The sequence below is a fragment of the Aromatoleum anaerobium genome (assembly GCF_012910705.2).
Taxonomy (GTDB): Bacteria; Pseudomonadota; Gammaproteobacteria; order Burkholderiales; family Rhodocyclaceae; genus Aromatoleum; species Aromatoleum anaerobium.
In genome coordinates this window covers 149830-167634 of the sequence record NZ_WTVG02000037.1, presented here as the reverse complement: position 1 = coordinate 167634, position 17805 = coordinate 149830, and the positions used below count along the sequence as shown (strand labels likewise).

The following is a 17805-nucleotide window of genomic DNA, read 5'->3' as shown; positions in this document are numbered from 1 at the left end:
AATGTTCAGTTTGACATCAGCACCGGCACGATCATGTGGCGCAGGATGTGCCGGGTCCCCGCACCCGCGCTGACGAACGGCACCGCGGTCGGCGCATGCGCGCCCATGACGAGCAGATCGGCCCCGACGTCGGATACGCGACTCAGCAGCACGTCCATGACGCCGACGTCCTCGACGACGAGCGCCTCGGTGTTCGCGCGGATGCCATGGCACGCGAGGTGCTCGGCGAGCCGTTCGCAGCCGGCGTCCGCATGCTCGTGGCGCATGTCGAGCGAGACGACCGAGGCCTCGACGCAGCCGGCGATCAGCGGCAGCGCGTCACCCACCGCATGTGCGGATTCGCGCGACGCATTCCACGCGATCAGCGGCCGGCGCCCGACCTCGGCGAAGCTGCCGGCGTAGGGCACGATCAGTACCGGACGTCCGGAGCCGAGCACGACCTCCTCGGCGAGATCCGGCGGCGTCAGCGGCCGCGCCGACTCGTCGTGCTGGCCAAGGATCGCGAGATCCGCGTAGCGCGCGAAATCCGTGATACGGCGCAGCAGCTCGGCGTCGCTGCCCCGGTTGACGTCGTGCCACTCGACGTCGGGCAGCCCTTCGGTCGCCTCCGCAAACGCGCGGCGATTGTCGGCCGCAGCTTCCTCGTATTCCGGGCTCGGCCAGTTCGCGACGACGCCGATCCTTTGCGGCTGGGCGCGCTGGCCGAACACGCCGATGAGGCGCGCGGCGTGCGAGTACGCGAGCGAGGCCGCGAGCGCGAGTCGGACGGCGGAGCGCTCGCCCTGGTCCAGATGGACCATCAGCCGTTTCAGCGGTCGCGACGGCATACGCTGCCCTCCTCCGTGCGATGGGTTGCGGCCGGCAACGGCGGATGCATGCAGCGCATACCTCGGTGCGAGCCGGACCCGCGGCAGTGTCGGACGACGAAATTCACAGCGGATACCTCCCGACCGTCTCGCGCGCGATCACGAGCCGCTGGATCTGGCTCGTGCCTTCGGCGATGTGGTAGCACTTGACGTCGCGGAAGTAGCGCTCGACCGGGAAGTCGCAGTAGTAGCCGTAGCCGCCGTGGATCGCGATCGAGGTGTCGCAGATCTTCAGCGCGGCTTCCGCGGCGAAGTACTTCGCCATCGACGATTCGAGCTTGATCGGCAGGCCGGCGTCGTACATCCGCGCGCCGTTGAGCACCAGCAGGCGCGACGCCTCGATGTCGGTCGCCATCTCCGCGAGCGGGAACTGCACGCCCTGGAATGCGGCGATCGGCCTGCCGAACTGCTCGCGCTCGCGGGCATAGGCGACGGCCGCATCAAAGGAGGCCTGCGCGAGGCCGACGATCAGCGACGCGACGTTGATGCGGCCGCGGTCGAGCGCCTGCGCGAACTTCTTGAAGCCGGTGCCTTCGGCGCCGAGCATGTTCGCGTGCGGCACGCGCACCTCGTCGAAGTACAGCGACGATGTCGGCGAACCGTGCATGCCCATCTTCCGGTCCGGCGGACCGACCTCGGAGCCCGGCATGCCGCGCTCGACGATGAACGCGGACACGCCGTTGGGCGTCTTCGCGGTGACGACGAAGATGTCTGCGATGGGTCCGTTGGTGATGAAGGCTTTCGACCCGGAGAGCACCCAGTCGCCGCCGTCGGGGACCGCGCGCGTGAGGGGGGCGCCGGCGTTCGAGCCGCCTGACGGCTCGGTCAAGCCAAATGCGCCGAACTTGCGGCCGGCGATCAGCGCACCGAGGTACTTGTCTTTCTGCGCCGGCGTGCCGTGCGTGCCGATCAGCTCGGTGACGAGGCTCACGTGCGTGTTGAACGAGTTGCCGACGGCGCCGGACGCTTTCGATAGTTCTTCGAGGATCAGGCACAGCGTCACCGCGTCGCAGCCGGCGCCGCCGTAGTCCGGCGACTGCGCCGCACCGAGGTAGCCCTGCTCGGCGATCTCCCGAAAGATCTCGCGCGGGAATTCGTTGCTGTCCTCGATCTCTTTCGCGAACGGCGCGATGCGCTCCTGGGCGAATTTGCGGACGGCATCCCAGGTCGCGAGCTGCTCGTCGGTCAGAAGGTACTTGTTCATGGCGGAATCCTTGTGTATTGAAGGCGGCGAGCCGCCGGTCAGTTCGCGTCGGGCGCGGCGACGACGCCCGCGCGGTGCAAAAAATCGGCGGCGGCCGGCAGCCGCATCGCGCCGTCGAGGCGGATCACCTCGCCGTTGAGCATCCGATTGGCGACGATCGCGAGCGCCAACTCGGCGAACTCGTCGGGCGCGCCGAAGCGTTTCGGGAACACGCAGTCGGCGAGATAGAGGTCGCGCACGTAGTCCGGCAGGCCGGCGATCATCGCGGTGTCGAAGATGCCGGGCGCGATCGCATTGACGCGGATGCCCAGCGGCGCGAGCTCGCGCGCGGCCGGCAGCGTCAGCGCGGCGATGCCGCCTTTCGATGCGGAGTACGCAGCGCTGCCCGCCTGCCCCTCGAACGCGGCGACCGACGCGGTATTGACGACGACGCCGCGCTCGCCGTCGTCGAGCGGCGCGAGCGCGCGCATCGCGTCGGCGGCGAGACTCAGTACGTTGAGCGCGCCATCGAGGTTGATGCGCAGCTGTCGCGCGAATTTCGTCAATCGTTCGGCCGGATCGCCGCCGACGAGCGGCACGCGGCCGATCGAGATCGCCGCGCAATGCACGACGATCCGAGCGGGGCCATGACGAACCGCAGCTGCCGCGAGCGCGTCGGCGACGCTCGCGGCGTCGGCAACGTCGCAGCGCACCGCGAAGCCGCCCGTTCGCTCGGCAACCCCCACCGCCGCCGCGTCGTCGAGGTCGAACAGCGCGACGCGGGCCCCTGCCCGCGCGAGCGCGCCGGCGGTCGCCGCGCCGAGGCCGGAACCGGCGCCGGTCACGACCGCAGCCATGCCTTCGATCTTCATCATGAGTCTCCTGTCAGCAGTCGTTGTCTTCGGCATTCCGTCACCCCTCGCCGCCGGCGGAGAGCCGGCGGCGTGCGTCCCGTCAGCGGAACTGCGCGAAGTTCGGCGGACGCTTGTCGACGAAAGCCTGCTTGCCTTCGGCGCTCTCCTCGGTGCCGCCCAAGAGCTCCAGCGACACGGCGGCCATCTTCACGCCGCCGAAGATCTGCGCGCTGTCGGCGTTGAAGCCGTACTTCAGCGCCTTCAGCGCGGTCGGGCTCATCGCCGCCGCATCCTTCGCCCACGCCTTCGCTTCAATGAGGAGCTGCTCGCCCGGCACGACCTTATTGACGAGGCCCCAGTCGAGCGCCTGCTGCGCGGTGTATTGGCGGCAGAAGAACCAGATTTCGCGCGCACGCTTCTCGCCGATCGTGCGCGCTAGGTAGGCGGCGCCCCAGCCGGCATCGAACGACGCAACGCGGGGCCCCGCTTGGCCGAACTTCGCGTGTTCGGCCGCGATCGTGACGTCGCACAGCACGTGGATCACGTGGCCGCCGCCGATCGCGTGGCCGTTGATCGCGGCGATGACCGGCTTCGGGATGTTGCGGATCACCGTGTGCAGCTCGTCGATCTCCCACAGACCGTTCTCGCTGGTGCCATAGCTGCCAGTTTCGTTGAAGATCTTCTGGTCGCCACCGACGCAGAAGGCGCGGTTTCCGGCAGCGGTCAGGATCACCGCGGCGACGTCGCGCGACGCCCAAGCGCGCTTGAACGCGTGGATCAGCTCCTCGATCGTGCGGGCGCGGAAGGAATTGAGGCGGTCGGGGCGGTTGATCGTGATGATCGCTGCGGCATCGCTGATCTCGAAAAGGACGTCTTCGTATTGCATGCAAGTCTCCTTGAAAAAGGTGTGGTACTTCAGGAAAGAAGGATTCGGCCCGGATCGAACGCGCGCACCGCGGCAAGCTCGGCCCCGGACGGCGAGTCGATGCGGCACAGGTCGGCCGCAGCTTCGATGGGCCAGTCGCACAGCTCGCGGATCTCGCGTACGGCCTGCGCCTCGCCACCGGGCTCGGCCATCACTGCCGCGATCTGCAAATCGCCACCGGGCCCGCCCGGCGCGAACCAGCCACGGTCGGTCGCGACGCCGCGCAGCCGCCGGGCCGGACTCGTCACGAACGGCAGGCGGTCGACGAGGCGCCCCGCGCGCAGCGGCATCACGACGACGAGATCGCCCGCGCCGTTGACGAGGTCGTTCGCGCCGCCGGAGCCAACGATCAGCTGGCCGTTCGCCGCGCGCGACGAATTGATGCTGCCGCGCCGGTCGAGCTGCGCCGCCGCGAGAAACACCAGCACGCGCTCGGCATGCGGCCCCGCGAGCGCGCCGAGCATCCGGATGAAGCTCGAATGCATCAGGCTCGAGCGCGCGTTCGGATAGTTGAAGAGGTACGGATCGCCCTGGAACGGACGGAACCCGTACATGCCGATCTCGGCGACGAGCTCGACTCGCACCCCCGCGTCGCGGCAGCCGGACTCGGCGGCCCACGCAGCGAGATGAGACAGCCCGATGCCGGCGAAGAATGCGTCGTACGAGCCCGACTTCGCGGCGACGACCGCCTCGCGCATCGCGACGACCGCGGCGCGCTCCTCGACAGTCACGTCGTCGTACGCGGCTTGCGACGCGGCTGGCGGCGTCATGTCGTGCAATTCGGCGAGCCGCTCGCGGCCGATGCGCTCGAGGTAGCCCGCGTGGTCGAGCCCGAACACCCACTCGTCGAGCCACTCGCGCATCGCAACGGCGTCGCGCGACACGGTGCGCAGCCGCTGCCGGAACGAATAATCCTCGGCGTACGGGCGGATGCCGTCGGCGTCGTTCCAGACGAACTGCGCCTGTGGATGCGCGCCGTACGGCGCCTCGACGACGGCCGCGACGCAGTGCCCGGGGAGCCCGGGCCGCGGCCCGAGCGCGCGGAACGCCTCGGGCGTGACGACACGCTCGGCAGTCACGACGACGCGGCGGGCCGCATACGCGCCCCACAGCTCCTCGGCGTCGGGCCCGTAGATCACCGCGTTGCCGTCGGTGTCGGCGATCGCCGCGTGCACGAATGCGACGTCCGGGTTCAGCGGCGCGAGCAGCATCGCCGTACCGTCGCCGAACGGGTTATTCACCCACGCGCGCCCAGGGCCGCGTTCGAGGTCGCTGCCGGCGAGGCTCGCGGTCGGCACGAACGGCCAGCCGAGCGCGCCCGCCATCAGGCGCAGCGTCATCGTCAGGTTCGTCCAGTTCGGGTCGCAGTCGGGCTGCGCCTCGAAATGACGGACGAGCACTCTCGACGGCGCTGGCGACGGATAGGTGTTGCCGGCGAAGGCGCTCTCGAGCGATGAGACCACGCCGGCCGCGACGAGCACCGACGCGTATTCGAGCAGCCCGGTCGCGACGAGGCGTAGATTGCCCTGGTCGCGGAACTGCCGCGCGACCTCCCACACCGCCGCGTGCGAGCGGTTGTGCGAGAACACGAAGTGGATCGTGTCGCCTGCGCGCACGTGCTCGCGGATGGCGTCCGCGAGGCTGCGCTGTTTGCCGTGCATGGTCATGGCCGCGGTCTCCGACGCTCGATCAGCCGGCCATCGTCAGGCCGCCGCTGATGCTGACGACCTGGCCGGTGACGTAGCTGCAGCGGTCGCTCGAGAAGAACACGACGGAATCGGCGACTTCCTCGGGTTTCGCGAGCCGGCGGAACGGGATCGCGTTGATCAGCGCCTGCTGCGCCTTCTCCGTGTGCGTGCGGAAGAGCGGCGTGTCGGTGGGCCCCGGGCAGACGCAGTTCACGTTGATCGCGTAGCGCGCCATCTCGCGCGCCAGCGACTTCGTGAAGGCGATGACGCCACCCTTGGCGCCCGCATACACCGTCTCGCCGCCGCTGCCGACGCGACCGGCGTCGCTCGCGATATTGACGATCTTGCCGCCACCCGCCTCGATCATCTTGTCGAGGAACGCGCGCGTAAACTTCACCGGGCCCATGAAGTTGATCGCCATGATCCGGTCCCAGTACTCGGGCGTGTTCTTCACGAACGGCTCGATGATGTCCCAGCCGGCGCCGTTGACGACGATGTCCGCTTTGCCCGCGCGCTGATGCACGACGTCGGCGTATTCCTTGATCGCGCCGTCCTTCGTGATGTCGAGGAACACGTATTCGGCCGCGCCGCCGACGGCGCGGATCTCGGCGGCGACGGCCTCGCCCTTGGCCGTGTCGATGTCGCCGATGAACACGCGGGCGCCCGCCTTCGCGAGCTCGATGCAGGTAGCGCGGCCGATGCCCGAACCGCCGCCGGTGACGACTGCGACCTTATTGGTGAGCTTCATGATTCGATCTCCGTGGTTGAGGTTGCTGCAAGGGAAAAGCGGTCGCGTCAGCGCCGCTGAGCGAAAAAGGCCTTTACGCGCGAACGGGTGTCTTCGAGGGCCATCAGGCCGTGCGTGCCCTGGAGCTCGCCTTCGTAGCCGGTGCGCGAAAGCGGGGCGACGCGCGCGATGCAGCGCTTCGAGACGAGAAGGGAGGCCGCCGACAGGCTGCCGATGCGCTCGGCAAGCGCTTCGGCCTCGGCGACAAGACGTGCCGCGGGCACGGACCACTGCACCATGCCGAGCCGGCAGGCTTCCGCGCCATCGACGATGTCGCACGCGAGGATGATTCGCCCGGCGGTACCGGGGCCGCACAAGCGCGTCAATCGCTGCGTGCCGCCAGCGCCGGGGATCAGCCCGAGGCGCGCTTCCGGCAGGCCGAGCTTCGCCTCGTCGGCGGCGACCCGCAGGTCGCACGCGAGCGCCAGCTCGAAGCCGCCGCCGAACGCGGTGCCACCGATCTCGGCTAGCGTCACGCAGGGCAAGTGCTCGATGCGGTCGAACAGCCGGTGGAACTCGCGGATGTCGCGCACCATGATGTTCGCGCCGTCGTCCAGCGCGAAGCGGGTTTCGACCTGCGCGAGGTCGGCGCCGGCGCAGAACACGCGCTGAGAGCTGCGAAGATGCACGACCGTGACGTCCTTGCGGCCTTCGACATCGTCGAGCACACGGTCGAGGCCGGCGATGAATTCGTTGTTGAGGGCATTGACCGGCGCGCGTTGCATCGTGATGCGCACGACGCGGCCGAAGGTTTCGACTTTGAACATGTCACGACTCCATGAGGTCTTTAAGTTCCTGACGCAGCTTGAATTTCTGGATCTTCCCGCTCGGCGTCACCGGCACCGCGTCGCGCAGCACGAGCTTCTCGGGGAGCTTGAAACGGGCGACGCCGCGTTCGATGAGGAAGGCCTTCATCTCGTCGAACCCGAGCCGCTGGCCGGGGTGGCAGACGACGACCGCAGCGCAGGTCTCGCCGAGGCGCGGGTGGGGGATGCCGACGACCGACACCGACTGGCAGGCCGGGTGCTCGAGCAGGATGTCCTCGACCTCGCGGGCCGAGATGTTCTGGCCACCGCGGATGATCATGTCCTTGATGCGGCCGACGATCCGCACCGAGCCGTCGGGGCCGACGCGCGCGAGGTCGCCCGAGCGGTACCAGCCCTCCATGTCGAGCGCGGCCGCGGTGAGCTCGGGCTCGCCGAGATAGCCGATGAAGGTGTTCGGCCCGCGGGAGCACTGCTCGCCCTCCTCGCCCGGCGCGACGGCGTTGCCGGCCTCGTCGACCGCGCGCACCTCGATGCCCGGCAGCGCGCGGCCGTCGGCCTGCCACGCGGCCTCGACCGGGTCGTCGGGCCACGTCACGGTATGCGGCGGGCTCTCGGTCGAGCCGTAGATGCTGAGCACGCGCACGCCGGCGTCGAGCGCGCGGCGCACGACGACTTCCGGGATCGGCGCGCCGCCGCACAGGAAGTAGCGCAGATCCGGCAGACGCCGGCCGCTCTTCTCCATCGCCTCGACGACGTCGCCGAGGAACGGCGTCGCGCCCATCGTCCAGGTCGCGCGGCTCGCGGCCATCTGCGCCGCGGCGACGTCGCCGTGGAACACGTCGAGCAGCGACACCGACGAGCCGAGCATCAGCGTCATCAGGATGCCGTGCATGAAGCCGCTGGTATGCGACACGGGCGAGGCCATGAAGCAGAGGTCGCGGTCGGTGAGCCGCAGCGTCTCGGCCAGCGCCCGCTCGCCATAGATCGCGGTGTTGTGCGTATGCACGACGCCCTTCGGCTTCGATTCCGAGCCCGACGTAAAGAGCACGAGCGACGGCTCGTCGGCGGCGGCGTAGCGGGCCTCGGCGAGCGGCGGCCCGGCCACCGCGTCGTCGAACGATGTGCCCAGCGCGACGTTGCCCTCGCCGATGACGACGATCGCCGGCCTCACCGCGAGCGCGTCGCGGATGCGATCGAGGTGCTCGGTGTAGTCCGTGCTGCGGAAGCGCCCCGGCACGACGATCGCCTTCGCACCGCACTTGTTCATGACGAACGCGAGGTCCTTCCAGCCGTAGGTCGGCGGCAGCGGATTGACGACCGCGCCGAGCTTGAAGGTCGTATAGGTCACGACCACCGTCTGCCACCAGTTCGGAAGGTGCATCGTCACGACGTCGCCCGCGCCGACGCCGCTCGCCGCGAGGTGCGCCGCAAGGCGCGAGGCGAGGTCCTCGAGCTCGCGGTACGTGATCGAACGGCCAGCCGCGTCCGCGACGACGGTCTTGTCAGCGTGGCGTTCGCAGCTCGCGGCGATCAGCATGCCGAGCGAGCGCGACTGCCAGTGGCCGGTCTCATAGTGGCGTGCAACGGCCTCCCGCGAGGGATTCATGCGGATCGTCATGGGTTTAGCGCTCCGTAGCGGGACGGCCTGGGATCAGGCCCTGGACGGTGTCGAGCAGACCGCCGTCGGCCAGCAGGTTCTGGCCGGTCATGTAGGCGGCATCGGGTCCGAGCAGGAAGGCGACGATGCCGGCGATGTGCTCGGCCGGGTCACCGATGCGGTGCAGCGGGATCAACTCTTCGCGCCCCGTGCGGACCTCGGCGTCGGCATAGACGCGCGCGGTCAGTGGCGTGTGGATCAGGCCGGGCGACACGGCATTCACCCGGATGCCGTCGGCGGCCCATTCCTGAGCGAGCACGCGCATCGTCATCAGCAGCGCCGCCTTGCTCGGGCTGTACGCGCCCATGCCCGGGTAAGGCTGCACGCCGGACATCGACGCGACGGCGACGAACGCGCCGCGGCTCGCGCGCAGCGCCGGATGGGCCGCCTTCGCGAGCAGCCACGGCGCGCGCGCATTGACGCCGAACAGGAATTCCCAGTCCTCGAGCGCCGTCGCGGCCAGCGCCGACGGGCGCGACACGCCGGCGTTGCTGACGACGGCATCGAGCCCGCCGAGCGCGGCGACCGCCTCTCCGACGAGCCGCGCCGGCATCGCCGGATCGGCGAGGTCGCCGAGCAGCGGCACGACGCGCCCGCCCGCCCGCGCGGCCTCTTCGACGACTGCCGCGAGCTCGTCGCCGTGCGCCGAGGCGCACGCGGCGATCACGGCGCCCTCACGGGCGAGGCGCAGGCAGGTCGCCCGGCCGATTCCCCGGCTCGCGCCGGTGAGCAACACACGCTTCGACATGACGGTCTCCGCTCAGAGTTTGCAGGTCGTCGGTGCGGGCGTCGCGATCGATGCTTCGAACGCCGTCTCGATAACCGGTCGCAGCTCACCGCCGACGCGTTTGACGCGGCCGACGTAGTTCGGCTTCACGAGCTGGTGGTCTTCGGCGCGCATCACGGCCGGGCCCCAGACGGTATCGAGCGTCGCGCCGCTGAGCGCGGAGGCCACCGCAGTCGGCTTGACGCTGTCTGCCTTCTCGACGCCCTGCACGATCACCTGGATGCCGCTGTAGCCGGCGACCTCGTTCTCGCTCGGATCGCGACCGAACTTCTTGCGCCACGCAGCAACGAGCGCCTTGTTGCGCGGCGTGTCGATCTCCGGCGCGTAGTTCAGGACACCCCAGACGCCGTCGGTGGCCGAGTCGGTCGCCTTGACGACGAAGCTCATGATGTAGGCATGGCCGATGATGCGTTTCGACGTCGTCAGCCCGAACTCCGCAGCCTGCTTCGCGAACGCGATGAGATCGCGACCGACGAGCGCGACCCACACGGCCTCGGCGCCGGAATTCTTCAGCTGCGCGATGTAGGGCGCGAAGTCCTTCGTGCCAATCGGCGCGAACACCGACAGCTCGACCTCTTTGCCGAGCTTCTGCGCGGCCTTCGTGAAGGATTCGGCCGAGTCGCGGCCCCAGATGTAGTCGTTGGCGAGGATCGCGAAGCGCTTTTCCTTCGCGTTGTCCTTCAACCACGGCTGCACGATCGCGAGATCCATCGCATCTGAATGGTTCGCCTGGAACATACGCATGTTGCAGGAATCCCCGGTGATGCGGTCTGACTTGCTCAAGGTGCTCACGTACAGCGCGTCCCAGCGTTGCAGGTTCTGCCCGAGCGCGAGGCTGATCGACGACGCGATCGGGCCGACAAGCAGGTTGTAGCCGCTGCGGGCGAACTTCTCGGCGACGCGGCGCCCCCCTTCCGGCGTGCTCTCGTCGTCGCCGATCTGCACTTCGATACGACGGCCGGCGACGCCCCCCGAGGCGTTCGCCTCGTCGACCGCGAACTGCATGCCGCGCAGCGAATCCTCGCCCTGCGCGGTGAAGCCGCCCGACTGCGAGGTGACCATGCCGATGCGGATCGGCTCCTTCGCCTGGGCGAGGCTCGCGCCGGATGCGACCGCGAGCACCGCGGCGGCGAGGAGGTTCGTGATTCTGCGTGTTTTCATGATGTCTCCTTTGAACGCTCTTCAAACGACGATGTGTTTGTGCAACTGCGCGATGTCGAGGCCTTCGAGTGCGCCTTCTTCGATGATCGAGCCCTTCGCCATGACGTAGAACCGCCTGGCGACGCGCGTAATGAGGCTCAGGTTCTGCTCGATCAGCAGCAGCGCCGTGCCGGCGTTGGCGAGCCGGTTGAAGATGTCGGCGAGCTGGTCGACGATGACCGGCGCGAGGCCCTCGCTCGGCTCGTCGAGCACTAGGAGCTGTGGGTTGGCCATCAGCGCGCGGCCGATCGCGAGCATCTGCTGCTGGCCGCCCGACAGCGCCGTGCCCGGCGTATTGCGTCGCTCCTGCAGGATCGGGAACAGCTCGTAGATGCTCGCGAGATTCCACGGACCGGGCCGCTTCACCGCGCCGCCGAGCAGCAGGTTCTCCTCGATCGTCAGGTTCGGGATGATCCGCCGGCCCTGCGGCACGACCGAGATCCCCGCGCGCGCCGCGCCGTAGGTGCGCAGGCCGTGTTGCACGACGCCGTTGAACTTCAGCGTGCCGCCGCGCAGCGACGCGAGGTTCAGGATCGAATTGACGACGGTCGTCTTGCCGACGCCGTTGCGCCCGACGAGCGCGACGCGCTCGCCCGGGCAGACCGACAGCGTCACGTCGTGCAGCACGTGCGCGGCGCCGTAGTAGGCGTTCACCGCATCGAGATTCAGCAGCGGGATCATGCTGCGCTCCCCAGGTAAGCCTCGCGGACCTTCGGATGCGCGCGGATCTCCGCCGGCGCGCCTTCCGCGAGCAATTTGCCGGTCTCGAGCACGGTGATGCTGTCCGAGATGCCGAAGACGACTTCCATGTCGTGCTCGACGAGCAGCACCGACACGCCCCAGTGGCGCGCGAGCTCGCGCAGGTGCCGGGCGAGCTTCATCGACTCCTCGATCGACAGTCCCGCCATCGGCTCGTCGAGCAGCAGCACGCTCGGACGGCCGACGAGCGCGAGCGCGATGTCGAGCCGGCGCTGGTCGCCGTAGCCGATCTCGTTCGCGTGGCGATCGGCGAAGCGGTCGAGGCCGAGTTCGCGCATCACCTCGTCGGCATCGGCGTCCGGGATCTTCGATGCGGCGAGTTCCATCTGCGCGCCGATGCGCATGCCGGGGAAGATGCTCGTGCGCTGGAAAGAGCGCGACAGGCCCAGCAAGCGTCGCTCGACGACGCCGAGCGCGGTGATGTCGCGGCCCGCCAGATGCACGCTGCCTGCCGCGGTCGCGCGCCGGCCCGACAGCGCGTCGATGAACGTCGACTTGCCGGCGCCGTTCGGGCCGATCAGGCCGCGGATCTCGCCCGGCGCGATGCGCATCGACACGCCGTCGTTCGCGGTCACGCCGCCGTAGCGCACGGACAGCCCCTTCGCTTCGAGTGCGTAGGTCATGGTCATGCGTGCCTCCCCGAACCGCGCTTGATCCGTTCGACGGCGTGCATCACGCCGCCGGCGATGCCGGCCGGCCACAACACGATGACCGCGATCAGACTCACGCCGAAAATTCCCATCCAGTGCGTCGTGTGCTCGCCGACGTAGTCGCGGAAGAGGTAATAGACGACCGCCCCGACCGCCGGGCCCCACAGCGTGCGGCTGCCGCCGAGCACGACCATGATCAGCACGGTGCCGGACACCGACCAGTGCAGCGACTCGGGCGACACGAAGCCGGTGTAGAGCGCCGACAGCGCGCCGCCGACCGCGGTAACCATCGCCGAGATCGCGAACACCACCGCGCGCGGCAGCAGCGTGCGGAAGCCGATGAAGCGCACGCGCTCCTCGTTCTCGCGGATCGCCTCGGTCAGCGGGCCGAAGCGCGTGCCCAGCAGCAGACTCAGCGCGAGCACCAGCGCGACCAACGCGAGCCATGAGATCAGGAACATGCTGGCCGGGTCCTGGAACGCGCCGATCTCGAGTCCGAACACGCGCGGCGGAAACTCGATGCTCATGCCGTCGGCGCCGCCGGTGACGCCGCGCGACTTCGATACGAGCACGTAGAAGCTCTGCCCGATCGCCAGCGTCAGCATGCCGAACGCGATGCCCGGCACCCGCACGATGACGAGCGCCAGGGCGAACGCGAAGAACCCGATTCCCGCGATCGTCAGCACGACGACCGTGCCGACCGACCCGGTGAGGCTCGCCCCGACGCCGACGAGGTAGCCGGACAGGCCGAAGAACAGCGCGTGGCCGAAGCTGACCATGCCGTTCTGCTTCAGCAGGAAGCCGAGGCCGAGCGCGAACACCGCGTAGATGACGGCCTGCGTCAACAGCGACATCACCGTGTTCGATTCGACGAGCATGCTGACCGCGAGCCCGACGGCGACCGCGACCGAGGTCAGGCTCAAGAGGCGCGGCAGACGCGACGCGCGCTTGACCTGCGCACCGTCCAGCGCAGGGGCAGTGAGGGTGGCGCTCATGTGCGGCTCCCGGAAAGGCCCGACGGACGCCAGACCAGCACGGCGGTCATCAGCGCGAACGGCAGCAGCGCCGCGAGGTCGGGGAGATAGACGGCGCCGAGCGCCTGGACCTGACCGAGGATCATCGCGGCGACGAACGCGCCGGCGAAGCTCCCGAGCCCGCCGATGACGACGACGACGAAGGAATCGATCAGGATGTCGCTGCCCATCGTCGGCGAAAGCGACAGGAACGGGCCCGAGACCACGCCGGCGAGGCCTGCGAGCGCCGCGCCGACCGCGACGACGCCGCCGGAGAGCCGGTCGGTATTGACGCCCTGCATCGCGGTCGTCACCGGATCGGTGCTCGCGCCGCGGATGAAGAGGCCAACACGGCTGTGGCGCAGCCAGCCGACGAGCGCGGCGGCCACCGCGAGACCCGCCGCGACGATGACGAGTCGATAGACCGGGAACGGCGAGCCGAAGAGCTCCACGGTGCCCGCGAGCGACTCGGGCGCGGCGAGCGAATAGCTCTGCTTGCCCCACACCGACTGCACGACGTCCTCGAACACCAGCAGCAGCCCGAAGGTCACGAGCATCACCGTCAGCGGATCGCGGTCCTGCAGCAGGCGGAAGCCGAAACGGTCGAGGCAGAACCCCACCGCGGCGAGCACCGAGACCGCGGCGACGAGCCCGACCCAGAAACCGAACTGCTGCGCCGCGGCGTACGCGATGTACGCGCCGAGCATGAACAGCGACCCGTGCGCGAAATTCACGACGCGGCGCAGGCCGTAGATCAGCACGAGGCCCGACGCGACGATCATCAGCAGCGAGCCGTAGACGAGGCCGTTGAGTATCTGCAGGCCGATCATTGGACCCCCCTCCCCTCGCGAACTTCGCGGTAGTGCGCCCAGCCTTCGGGCGTCAGCAGCGCGTTGAGAAAAAGGTCCAGCCCCTCGTCGATGTACTCGTCGAGCGTCGTGAATTGCTGCAGCCGCCACGCCTTCAGCGCCCAGCCGTGCGCGAGCAGCACGATGCGGTAGGTCAAGAGTTCGACGTTGACCGGGCGGAAATAGCCGGCGTCGATGCACTCCTCGATCCGATCGATGATCAGTTGGTTCGTCTCCAGCTCCATGTTCTTGATCACCGTCTGGTAATCGGCGCCGAGCGACTTGGTCTCGCGATAGGCGAGCTGCGTCGCGTCGGGCTTGTCGCCGATCACTTCGCAATAGGCGCGCACCGTCGCGCAGAACCGCTCGACCGGCCCGCCGCCGGCTTCGAGCGCCCGCGGGATCTCGGCGAGGTAGGACTTCAGGACGTTCTCGAGCACGAGGAACAGCACGTCCTCCTTGGCCCGCACGTACGAATAGATCAGGCCGGTGCTCAGGCCCGCACTCTGGGTGATGTCCCTGATGGTGGTCCGGTGGTAACCCTTGCGAGCGAACAGCTCGCTCGCCGCTTTCACGAACTGGCTACGCCGCATCTCCACCAGGGCCGGATCGTCAACGTTGCTGACTACACACGGCTGCATTTCGGTCTCCTCCTCCATGCCGGATTTGTTCTGCGCTGACTGAAGTGGACGTTCATTCAGTGGAGGCGATTCTGCGCGGCGCGGCGCAGCGAAATGGTGCGGAATCGAGCGAGAAGTAGGACAATTCGTGCATCCTTTGCGGAGCGCACGAATGAAGCGGTCAATTCCGAACTACGCGCTGTACGGCGATCAGGCGCAGCCGGGCTGGGTCGATTCGTTCAATATCGAATGGATTCCGCAGCGATCTCGGCCTTACAACTGGAAAATCCGGCCGCACATCCACGACGCGTTCATCCAGATCCTGTATCTGCAGAGTGGTGCGGTGGAGGCGCTGGTGAACGACGCGAAATGGACCGCGCACTCACCCTGTCTCGTCGTGATCCCGGCACAAACCGTGCACGGCTTCCACTTCACCCCCGACACCGACGGCCCAGCGGTCACCGCGGCGCAGAAGCCACTCGAGTCGATGGCAAGCCTCGTGATGCCTGAGCTGGTGCAGATCATCCGGACGCCGGCCGTCATCGCGATGCCGGAGGAAAACTCGCACTCGGCGACGCTGATGATGCTGTTCCGCGAGGTAGAGCGCGAATGGCGGCTCCACGCGCTCGGCCAGGCGGCGGCCGGCATGTCGCTGCTGATCGCAGTGCTCGTGCAGATTGCGCGCATCGGCAACGCGATAGGGCCTGCACCCGCAGTCGTGAACTCGCGCAAGACGGGCCAGGTCGAGAAGTTCCGCGCGCTCGTCGACAAGCACTTCCGCAAACGGCTCGCGATTGACGCCTATGCCGGCGAGCTCGGCGTGACCGCGGGCCAGTTGTCGCGGCTATGCCGCGACGTGCTCGGCGTGTCAGCGCTCGACGTCATCAACGCGCGCATCGTGCATGAGGCGCAGCGCGAACTCGTCTATGGCGGCACGGGCATCAAGCAGATCGCCGCCGCGCTCGGCTTCGCCGACGAGGCCTATTTCGGGCGCTTTTTCCGCAAGCACACTGGGGTCGGGCCGAAGCAGTTCCGAGAGGACGCCCGCGCGCGCCTCGCCGAGTCCTCCGCGGCGATCGGGGTGCCGAATCGCTGATCGCCGCTGCGGCACCCGTGCACCTCGCCCTTGTCGCCGGCAACGCCGTTCACGCGATTCCACCGCGCATCGGCTTCGCTGCGTACAGAGCATGCTGGTTAATTTTGCTCGATGAGCAGCCCGGCCAAATACAGGGGATTCCGGACCGATCGAGTACCCTTAAGCCGTGGCTCGTGGCCCAGCGGACGGCGCGGCGACAAGCTCTAGGCGCCGTCCGGCCCAGGGACCCGCTGGACCCCGCGGCGCAGCATATCGACCATCGCGTCGGCGATCTCCTTCGGCGAGCGCCGGCCTTCGCGATACCAGATGTACACCCAGTTCATGCCGCTGAGCAGCAGCAGGCGCAGCAGCGTGCGGTCGGTGCCGGGCGCGAGCGGCAGCGCGTCGATGAGTTCGCGGTAGATGTTTTCGTAGGCTTCGCGCACCGGGCGGATTTTCGCGAACAGCCCGTGGTGGCGGATCATCGCGAGGTTGTGGCCGGTGACGCGGTCGACCGGAGAGCCGGTCGCGATGCCGCCGACATGGACTTCGCAGGCCCGCATGAGGCGTTCCCACGGATCGCGGGTTTCGCCGATCGCCGCCGTCACCGCAGCCGTCAGGCGGCGGAAGCCTTCGCCGTGCACCGCCAGATAGAGCTCGTCCTTCGACGCGAAATAGTGATACACCGAGCCGGGCAGGAGCCCGACCTTGCGCGCGATGTCGCGGATCGAGCTGCGGTCGTAGCCCTGCTCCGCGAACAGCTCGGCGGCCGCGTTGAGGATCACCTGGCGGCGGTCGACCGGCTCTTCGCCAGCATCTGCGGCATCTCCGAATGAGGCGCCGCGGACGAGCCGTGCGGTGAGCGCGCCGCGCTCGAGCAGCCCGCGCTGCGTGTCGGTCAGCGCCGCCAGCCCTTCGTCCGAACTGCCGGCGAGCGCCCGCAGGCGCTTGACCGCGGTCTCGAGGCCGTGCTTCTGCCAGATGTAGCGCACGCCGGACGGCGAGATCGGCAGCCCGGCCTGGCGCAGCCGCTCGGCCACCGCCGCCTGGCCGAGCGCCGGCTGCTCGCGCGACAGCCGCAGGATCTCGGCCTCGACCGGGGAAGGCTGCGCGGCGCTGTGTTCGGAAATGGTCGGGGGCTGATTCATCGAAGCCTGGGCACGGGAGGTCGGATGGGGACAGGATCATAGCGAGCGCGGCGCCCCGGCGCAGCAAATCGCGCCACAATCCCGATATAAGGCCTGCCGGGAGCCCTGCCAAACCGCCGCCCGTTTCCGCCTCCTCCGCCATTGCGCATGCTCGGCTTTACATGCAAAAAAATACTGTATACAGTATTCATTCATCGGCCTTCGGCCCCGCACTGGCACTACAAGGTTCTGCCCATGGTTCCGTCACTCAAACCTGTCGAACGTCCGCTCGCCCTCGGCGAGCAGGTGTATCACAAACTGCGTTCGCATCTGCGCAACGGCATGATCGTCGCCGGCCAGCCGCTGCAGGAAGTCCAGCTCGCCGAGCAGCTCGGCGTGTCGCGCACGCCGGTGCGCGAAGCGTTGCGGCGCCTGTCGAGCGAAGGCCTGCTGGTGTCCGACGGGCGCAGTTTCGTCGTCCCGGCGCTGACGCTCGACGACGTCAACGACATCTACGAGATCCGCTTTCTCGTCGAAACGGCGGCGATCCGCCGCATCGCCGCCTTCACGCAATCGCCGGCGATGCGCCGCTCGATCGACGACGCGCTCGCCGCAGCAGTGCGCGCGCACGAGGCGAACGACGCCGATGCCTTCCGCGAAGCCAACATCAGCTTTCGCGCCGCGTGGCTCGCGCTGGTGCCCAATCCGCGCCTCGTGAGGATCGTCGAACAGTACGCCGACCACATGCAGCGCATCCGCACGCTGACGCTCGGCGACGCGCAGATACGCACGATCGTGCTGCGCGGGCTCGGCCGCATCGCCGCAGCGCTCGCCGCCGGCGACGGCGATGCCGCGGCCGCCGCGATGCACGAGCACCTGTCCGAAGCCAAGCACGCGTTCATCGTCGCGGTCGGCCTCGACGACAGCGCCGCCGGGTAGACGCCTCGCGCCACGACCCGGACACCCGCCACCCTGCACCTCCCCGCCAACAACCACCGG

18 protein-coding genes are annotated in these 17805 nt (G+C 68.7%); 2 read left to right on the top strand and 16 right to left on the bottom strand.

Translation table 11 applies throughout. The annotated features are described in order from the left end of the window. Positions 1–5: 5 nt before the first annotated feature. The 15 genes from GO606_RS06780 to GO606_RS06710 all read right to left on the bottom strand — a co-directional run bounded on the left by GO606_RS06780 (position 6) and on the right by GO606_RS06710 (position 14625). Positions 6–827 carry a universal stress protein gene (locus GO606_RS06780; RefSeq protein ID WP_246979421.1) on the bottom strand — a complete coding sequence of 274 codons (822 nt, stop codon included), beginning with the start codon at positions 825–827 and terminating at the stop codon, positions 6–8. Positions 828–930: 103 nt separating this feature from the next. Further along, the gene (locus GO606_RS06775) at positions 931–2070 is read right to left on the bottom strand and encodes an acyl-CoA dehydrogenase family protein (RefSeq protein ID WP_169118365.1); all 1140 of its coding nucleotides are present in this window, start codon (positions 2068–2070) and stop codon (positions 931–933) included. Between the two features lie 38 nt (positions 2071–2108). Next, positions 2109–2921 (bottom strand): SDR family NAD(P)-dependent oxidoreductase, encoded by an 813-nt coding sequence (locus GO606_RS06770; protein ID WP_169118413.1) that lies wholly within the window; start codon positions 2919–2921, stop codon positions 2109–2111. An 82-nt stretch (positions 2922–3003) separates the two neighbouring features. Continuing rightward, entirely contained in the window at positions 3004–3789 is a 786-nt protein-coding gene (locus tag GO606_RS06765; protein WP_169118366.1) for an enoyl-CoA hydratase-related protein, read from the bottom strand. A 29-nt stretch (positions 3790–3818) separates the two neighbouring features. Further along, positions 3819–5495: a CoA-transferase gene (locus GO606_RS06760; protein WP_169118367.1), complete on the bottom strand. Its 1677-nt coding sequence runs from the start codon at positions 5493–5495 to the stop codon at positions 3819–3821. Positions 5496–5517: 22 nt separating this feature from the next. Further along, a complete protein-coding gene (locus GO606_RS06755; RefSeq protein ID WP_169118368.1) occupies positions 5518–6264 on the bottom strand; it encodes an SDR family NAD(P)-dependent oxidoreductase in 747 nt (248 codons plus the stop codon). Between the two features lie 47 nt (positions 6265–6311). Next, complete coding sequence (locus GO606_RS06750; RefSeq protein WP_169118369.1) at positions 6312–7070, bottom strand: enoyl-CoA hydratase/isomerase family protein; 759 nt, start codon at positions 7068–7070, stop codon at positions 6312–6314. 1 nt (position 7071) lies between these two features. Continuing rightward, on the bottom strand, positions 7072–8688 hold the full coding sequence (locus tag GO606_RS06745) for an AMP-binding protein (protein WP_169118370.1): 1617 nt from the start codon (positions 8686–8688) through the stop codon (positions 7072–7074). A gap of 4 nt (positions 8689–8692) precedes the next feature. After that, positions 8693–9475: an SDR family NAD(P)-dependent oxidoreductase gene (locus GO606_RS06740; RefSeq protein WP_169118371.1), complete on the bottom strand. Its 783-nt coding sequence runs from the start codon at positions 9473–9475 to the stop codon at positions 8693–8695. Between the two features lie 12 nt (positions 9476–9487). After that, positions 9488–10675, bottom strand: a complete 1188-nt coding sequence (locus GO606_RS06735) for an ABC transporter substrate-binding protein (RefSeq protein ID WP_169118372.1) — start codon at positions 10673–10675, stop codon at positions 9488–9490. Between the two features lie 21 nt (positions 10676–10696). Beyond that, on the bottom strand, positions 10697–11395 hold the full coding sequence (locus tag GO606_RS06730; protein ID WP_169118373.1) for an ABC transporter ATP-binding protein: 699 nt from the start codon (positions 11393–11395) through the stop codon (positions 10697–10699). Continuing rightward, on the bottom strand, positions 11392–12102 hold the full coding sequence (locus GO606_RS06725; protein ID WP_169118374.1) for an ABC transporter ATP-binding protein: 711 nt from the start codon (positions 12100–12102) through the stop codon (positions 11392–11394). The genes GO606_RS06730 and GO606_RS06725 overlap by 4 nt, the downstream gene beginning before the upstream one ends. Beyond that, positions 12099–13118 (bottom strand): branched-chain amino acid ABC transporter permease, encoded by a 1020-nt coding sequence (locus GO606_RS06720; protein ID WP_169118375.1) that lies wholly within the window; start codon positions 13116–13118, stop codon positions 12099–12101. The genes GO606_RS06725 and GO606_RS06720 overlap by 4 nt, the downstream gene beginning before the upstream one ends. Beyond that, positions 13115–13966, bottom strand: a complete 852-nt coding sequence (locus GO606_RS06715; RefSeq protein WP_169118376.1) for a branched-chain amino acid ABC transporter permease — start codon at positions 13964–13966, stop codon at positions 13115–13117. Before GO606_RS06715 ends, GO606_RS06720 begins: the two co-directional genes overlap by 4 nt. Then, complete coding sequence (locus GO606_RS06710; RefSeq protein ID WP_169118377.1) at positions 13963–14625, bottom strand: TetR/AcrR family transcriptional regulator; 663 nt, start codon at positions 14623–14625, stop codon at positions 13963–13965. Before GO606_RS06710 ends, GO606_RS06715 begins: the two co-directional genes overlap by 4 nt. Positions 14626–14776: 151 nt before the next feature. Between GO606_RS06710 and GO606_RS06705 the strand changes: the two genes are divergently transcribed. Continuing rightward, positions 14777–15700: a helix-turn-helix domain-containing protein gene (locus tag GO606_RS06705; RefSeq protein WP_169118378.1), complete on the top strand. Its 924-nt coding sequence runs from the start codon at positions 14777–14779 to the stop codon at positions 15698–15700. A 203-nt stretch (positions 15701–15903) separates the two neighbouring features. Here the strand turns inward: GO606_RS06705 and GO606_RS06700 are convergent, their stop codons facing one another. Beyond that, a complete protein-coding gene (locus GO606_RS06700) occupies positions 15904–16827 on the bottom strand; it encodes a TetR/AcrR family transcriptional regulator (protein WP_169118379.1) in 924 nt (307 codons plus the stop codon). Between the two features lie 234 nt (positions 16828–17061). On the opposite strand from GO606_RS06700, the gene GO606_RS06695 reads away from it, so the two are divergent. Beyond that, positions 17062–17745, top strand: a complete 684-nt coding sequence (locus tag GO606_RS06695) for a GntR family transcriptional regulator (RefSeq protein WP_169118380.1) — start codon at positions 17062–17064, stop codon at positions 17743–17745. Positions 17746–17805 lie beyond the last annotated feature (60 nt).

Excerpts from the sequence above, each read along its gene's own strand:
- GO606_RS06780 (WP_246979421.1), bottom strand. The coding sequence starts at position 827 with ATGCCGTCGCGACCGCTGAAACGGCTGATGGTCCATCTGGACCAGGGC.
- GO606_RS06775 (WP_169118365.1), bottom strand. The coding sequence starts at position 2,070 with ATGAACAAGTACCTTCTGACCGACGAGCAGCTCGCGACCTGGGATGCC.
- GO606_RS06770 (WP_169118413.1), bottom strand. The coding sequence starts at position 2,921 with ATGAAGATCGAAGGCATGGCTGCGGTCGTGACCGGCGCCGGTTCCGGC.
- GO606_RS06765 (WP_169118366.1), bottom strand. The coding sequence starts at position 3,789 with ATGCAATACGAAGACGTCCTTTTCGAGATCAGCGATGCCGCAGCGATC.
- GO606_RS06760 (WP_169118367.1), bottom strand. The coding sequence starts at position 5,495 with ATGACCATGCACGGCAAACAGCGCAGCCTCGCGGACGCCATCCGCGAG.
- GO606_RS06755 (WP_169118368.1), bottom strand. The coding sequence starts at position 6,264 with ATGAAGCTCACCAATAAGGTCGCAGTCGTCACCGGCGGCGGTTCGGGC.
- GO606_RS06750 (WP_169118369.1), bottom strand. The coding sequence starts at position 7,070 with ATGTTCAAAGTCGAAACCTTCGGCCGCGTCGTGCGCATCACGATGCAA.
- GO606_RS06745 (WP_169118370.1), bottom strand. The coding sequence starts at position 8,688 with ATGACGATCCGCATGAATCCCTCGCGGGAGGCCGTTGCACGCCACTAT.
- GO606_RS06740 (WP_169118371.1), bottom strand. The coding sequence starts at position 9,475 with ATGTCGAAGCGTGTGTTGCTCACCGGCGCGAGCCGGGGAATCGGCCGG.
- GO606_RS06735 (WP_169118372.1), bottom strand. The coding sequence starts at position 10,675 with ATGAAAACACGCAGAATCACGAACCTCCTCGCCGCCGCGGTGCTCGCG.
- GO606_RS06730 (WP_169118373.1), bottom strand. The coding sequence starts at position 11,395 with ATGATCCCGCTGCTGAATCTCGATGCGGTGAACGCCTACTACGGCGCC.
- GO606_RS06725 (WP_169118374.1), bottom strand. The coding sequence starts at position 12,102 with ATGACCATGACCTACGCACTCGAAGCGAAGGGGCTGTCCGTGCGCTAC.
- GO606_RS06720 (WP_169118375.1), bottom strand. The coding sequence starts at position 13,118 with ATGAGCGCCACCCTCACTGCCCCTGCGCTGGACGGTGCGCAGGTCAAG.
- GO606_RS06715 (WP_169118376.1), bottom strand. The coding sequence starts at position 13,966 with ATGATCGGCCTGCAGATACTCAACGGCCTCGTCTACGGCTCGCTGCTG.
- GO606_RS06710 (WP_169118377.1), bottom strand. The coding sequence starts at position 14,625 with ATGCAGCCGTGTGTAGTCAGCAACGTTGACGATCCGGCCCTGGTGGAG.
- GO606_RS06705 (WP_169118378.1), top strand. The coding sequence starts at position 14,777 with ATGAAGCGGTCAATTCCGAACTACGCGCTGTACGGCGATCAGGCGCAG.
- GO606_RS06700 (WP_169118379.1), bottom strand. The coding sequence starts at position 16,827 with ATGAATCAGCCCCCGACCATTTCCGAACACAGCGCCGCGCAGCCTTCC.
- GO606_RS06695 (WP_169118380.1), top strand. The coding sequence starts at position 17,062 with ATGGTTCCGTCACTCAAACCTGTCGAACGTCCGCTCGCCCTCGGCGAG.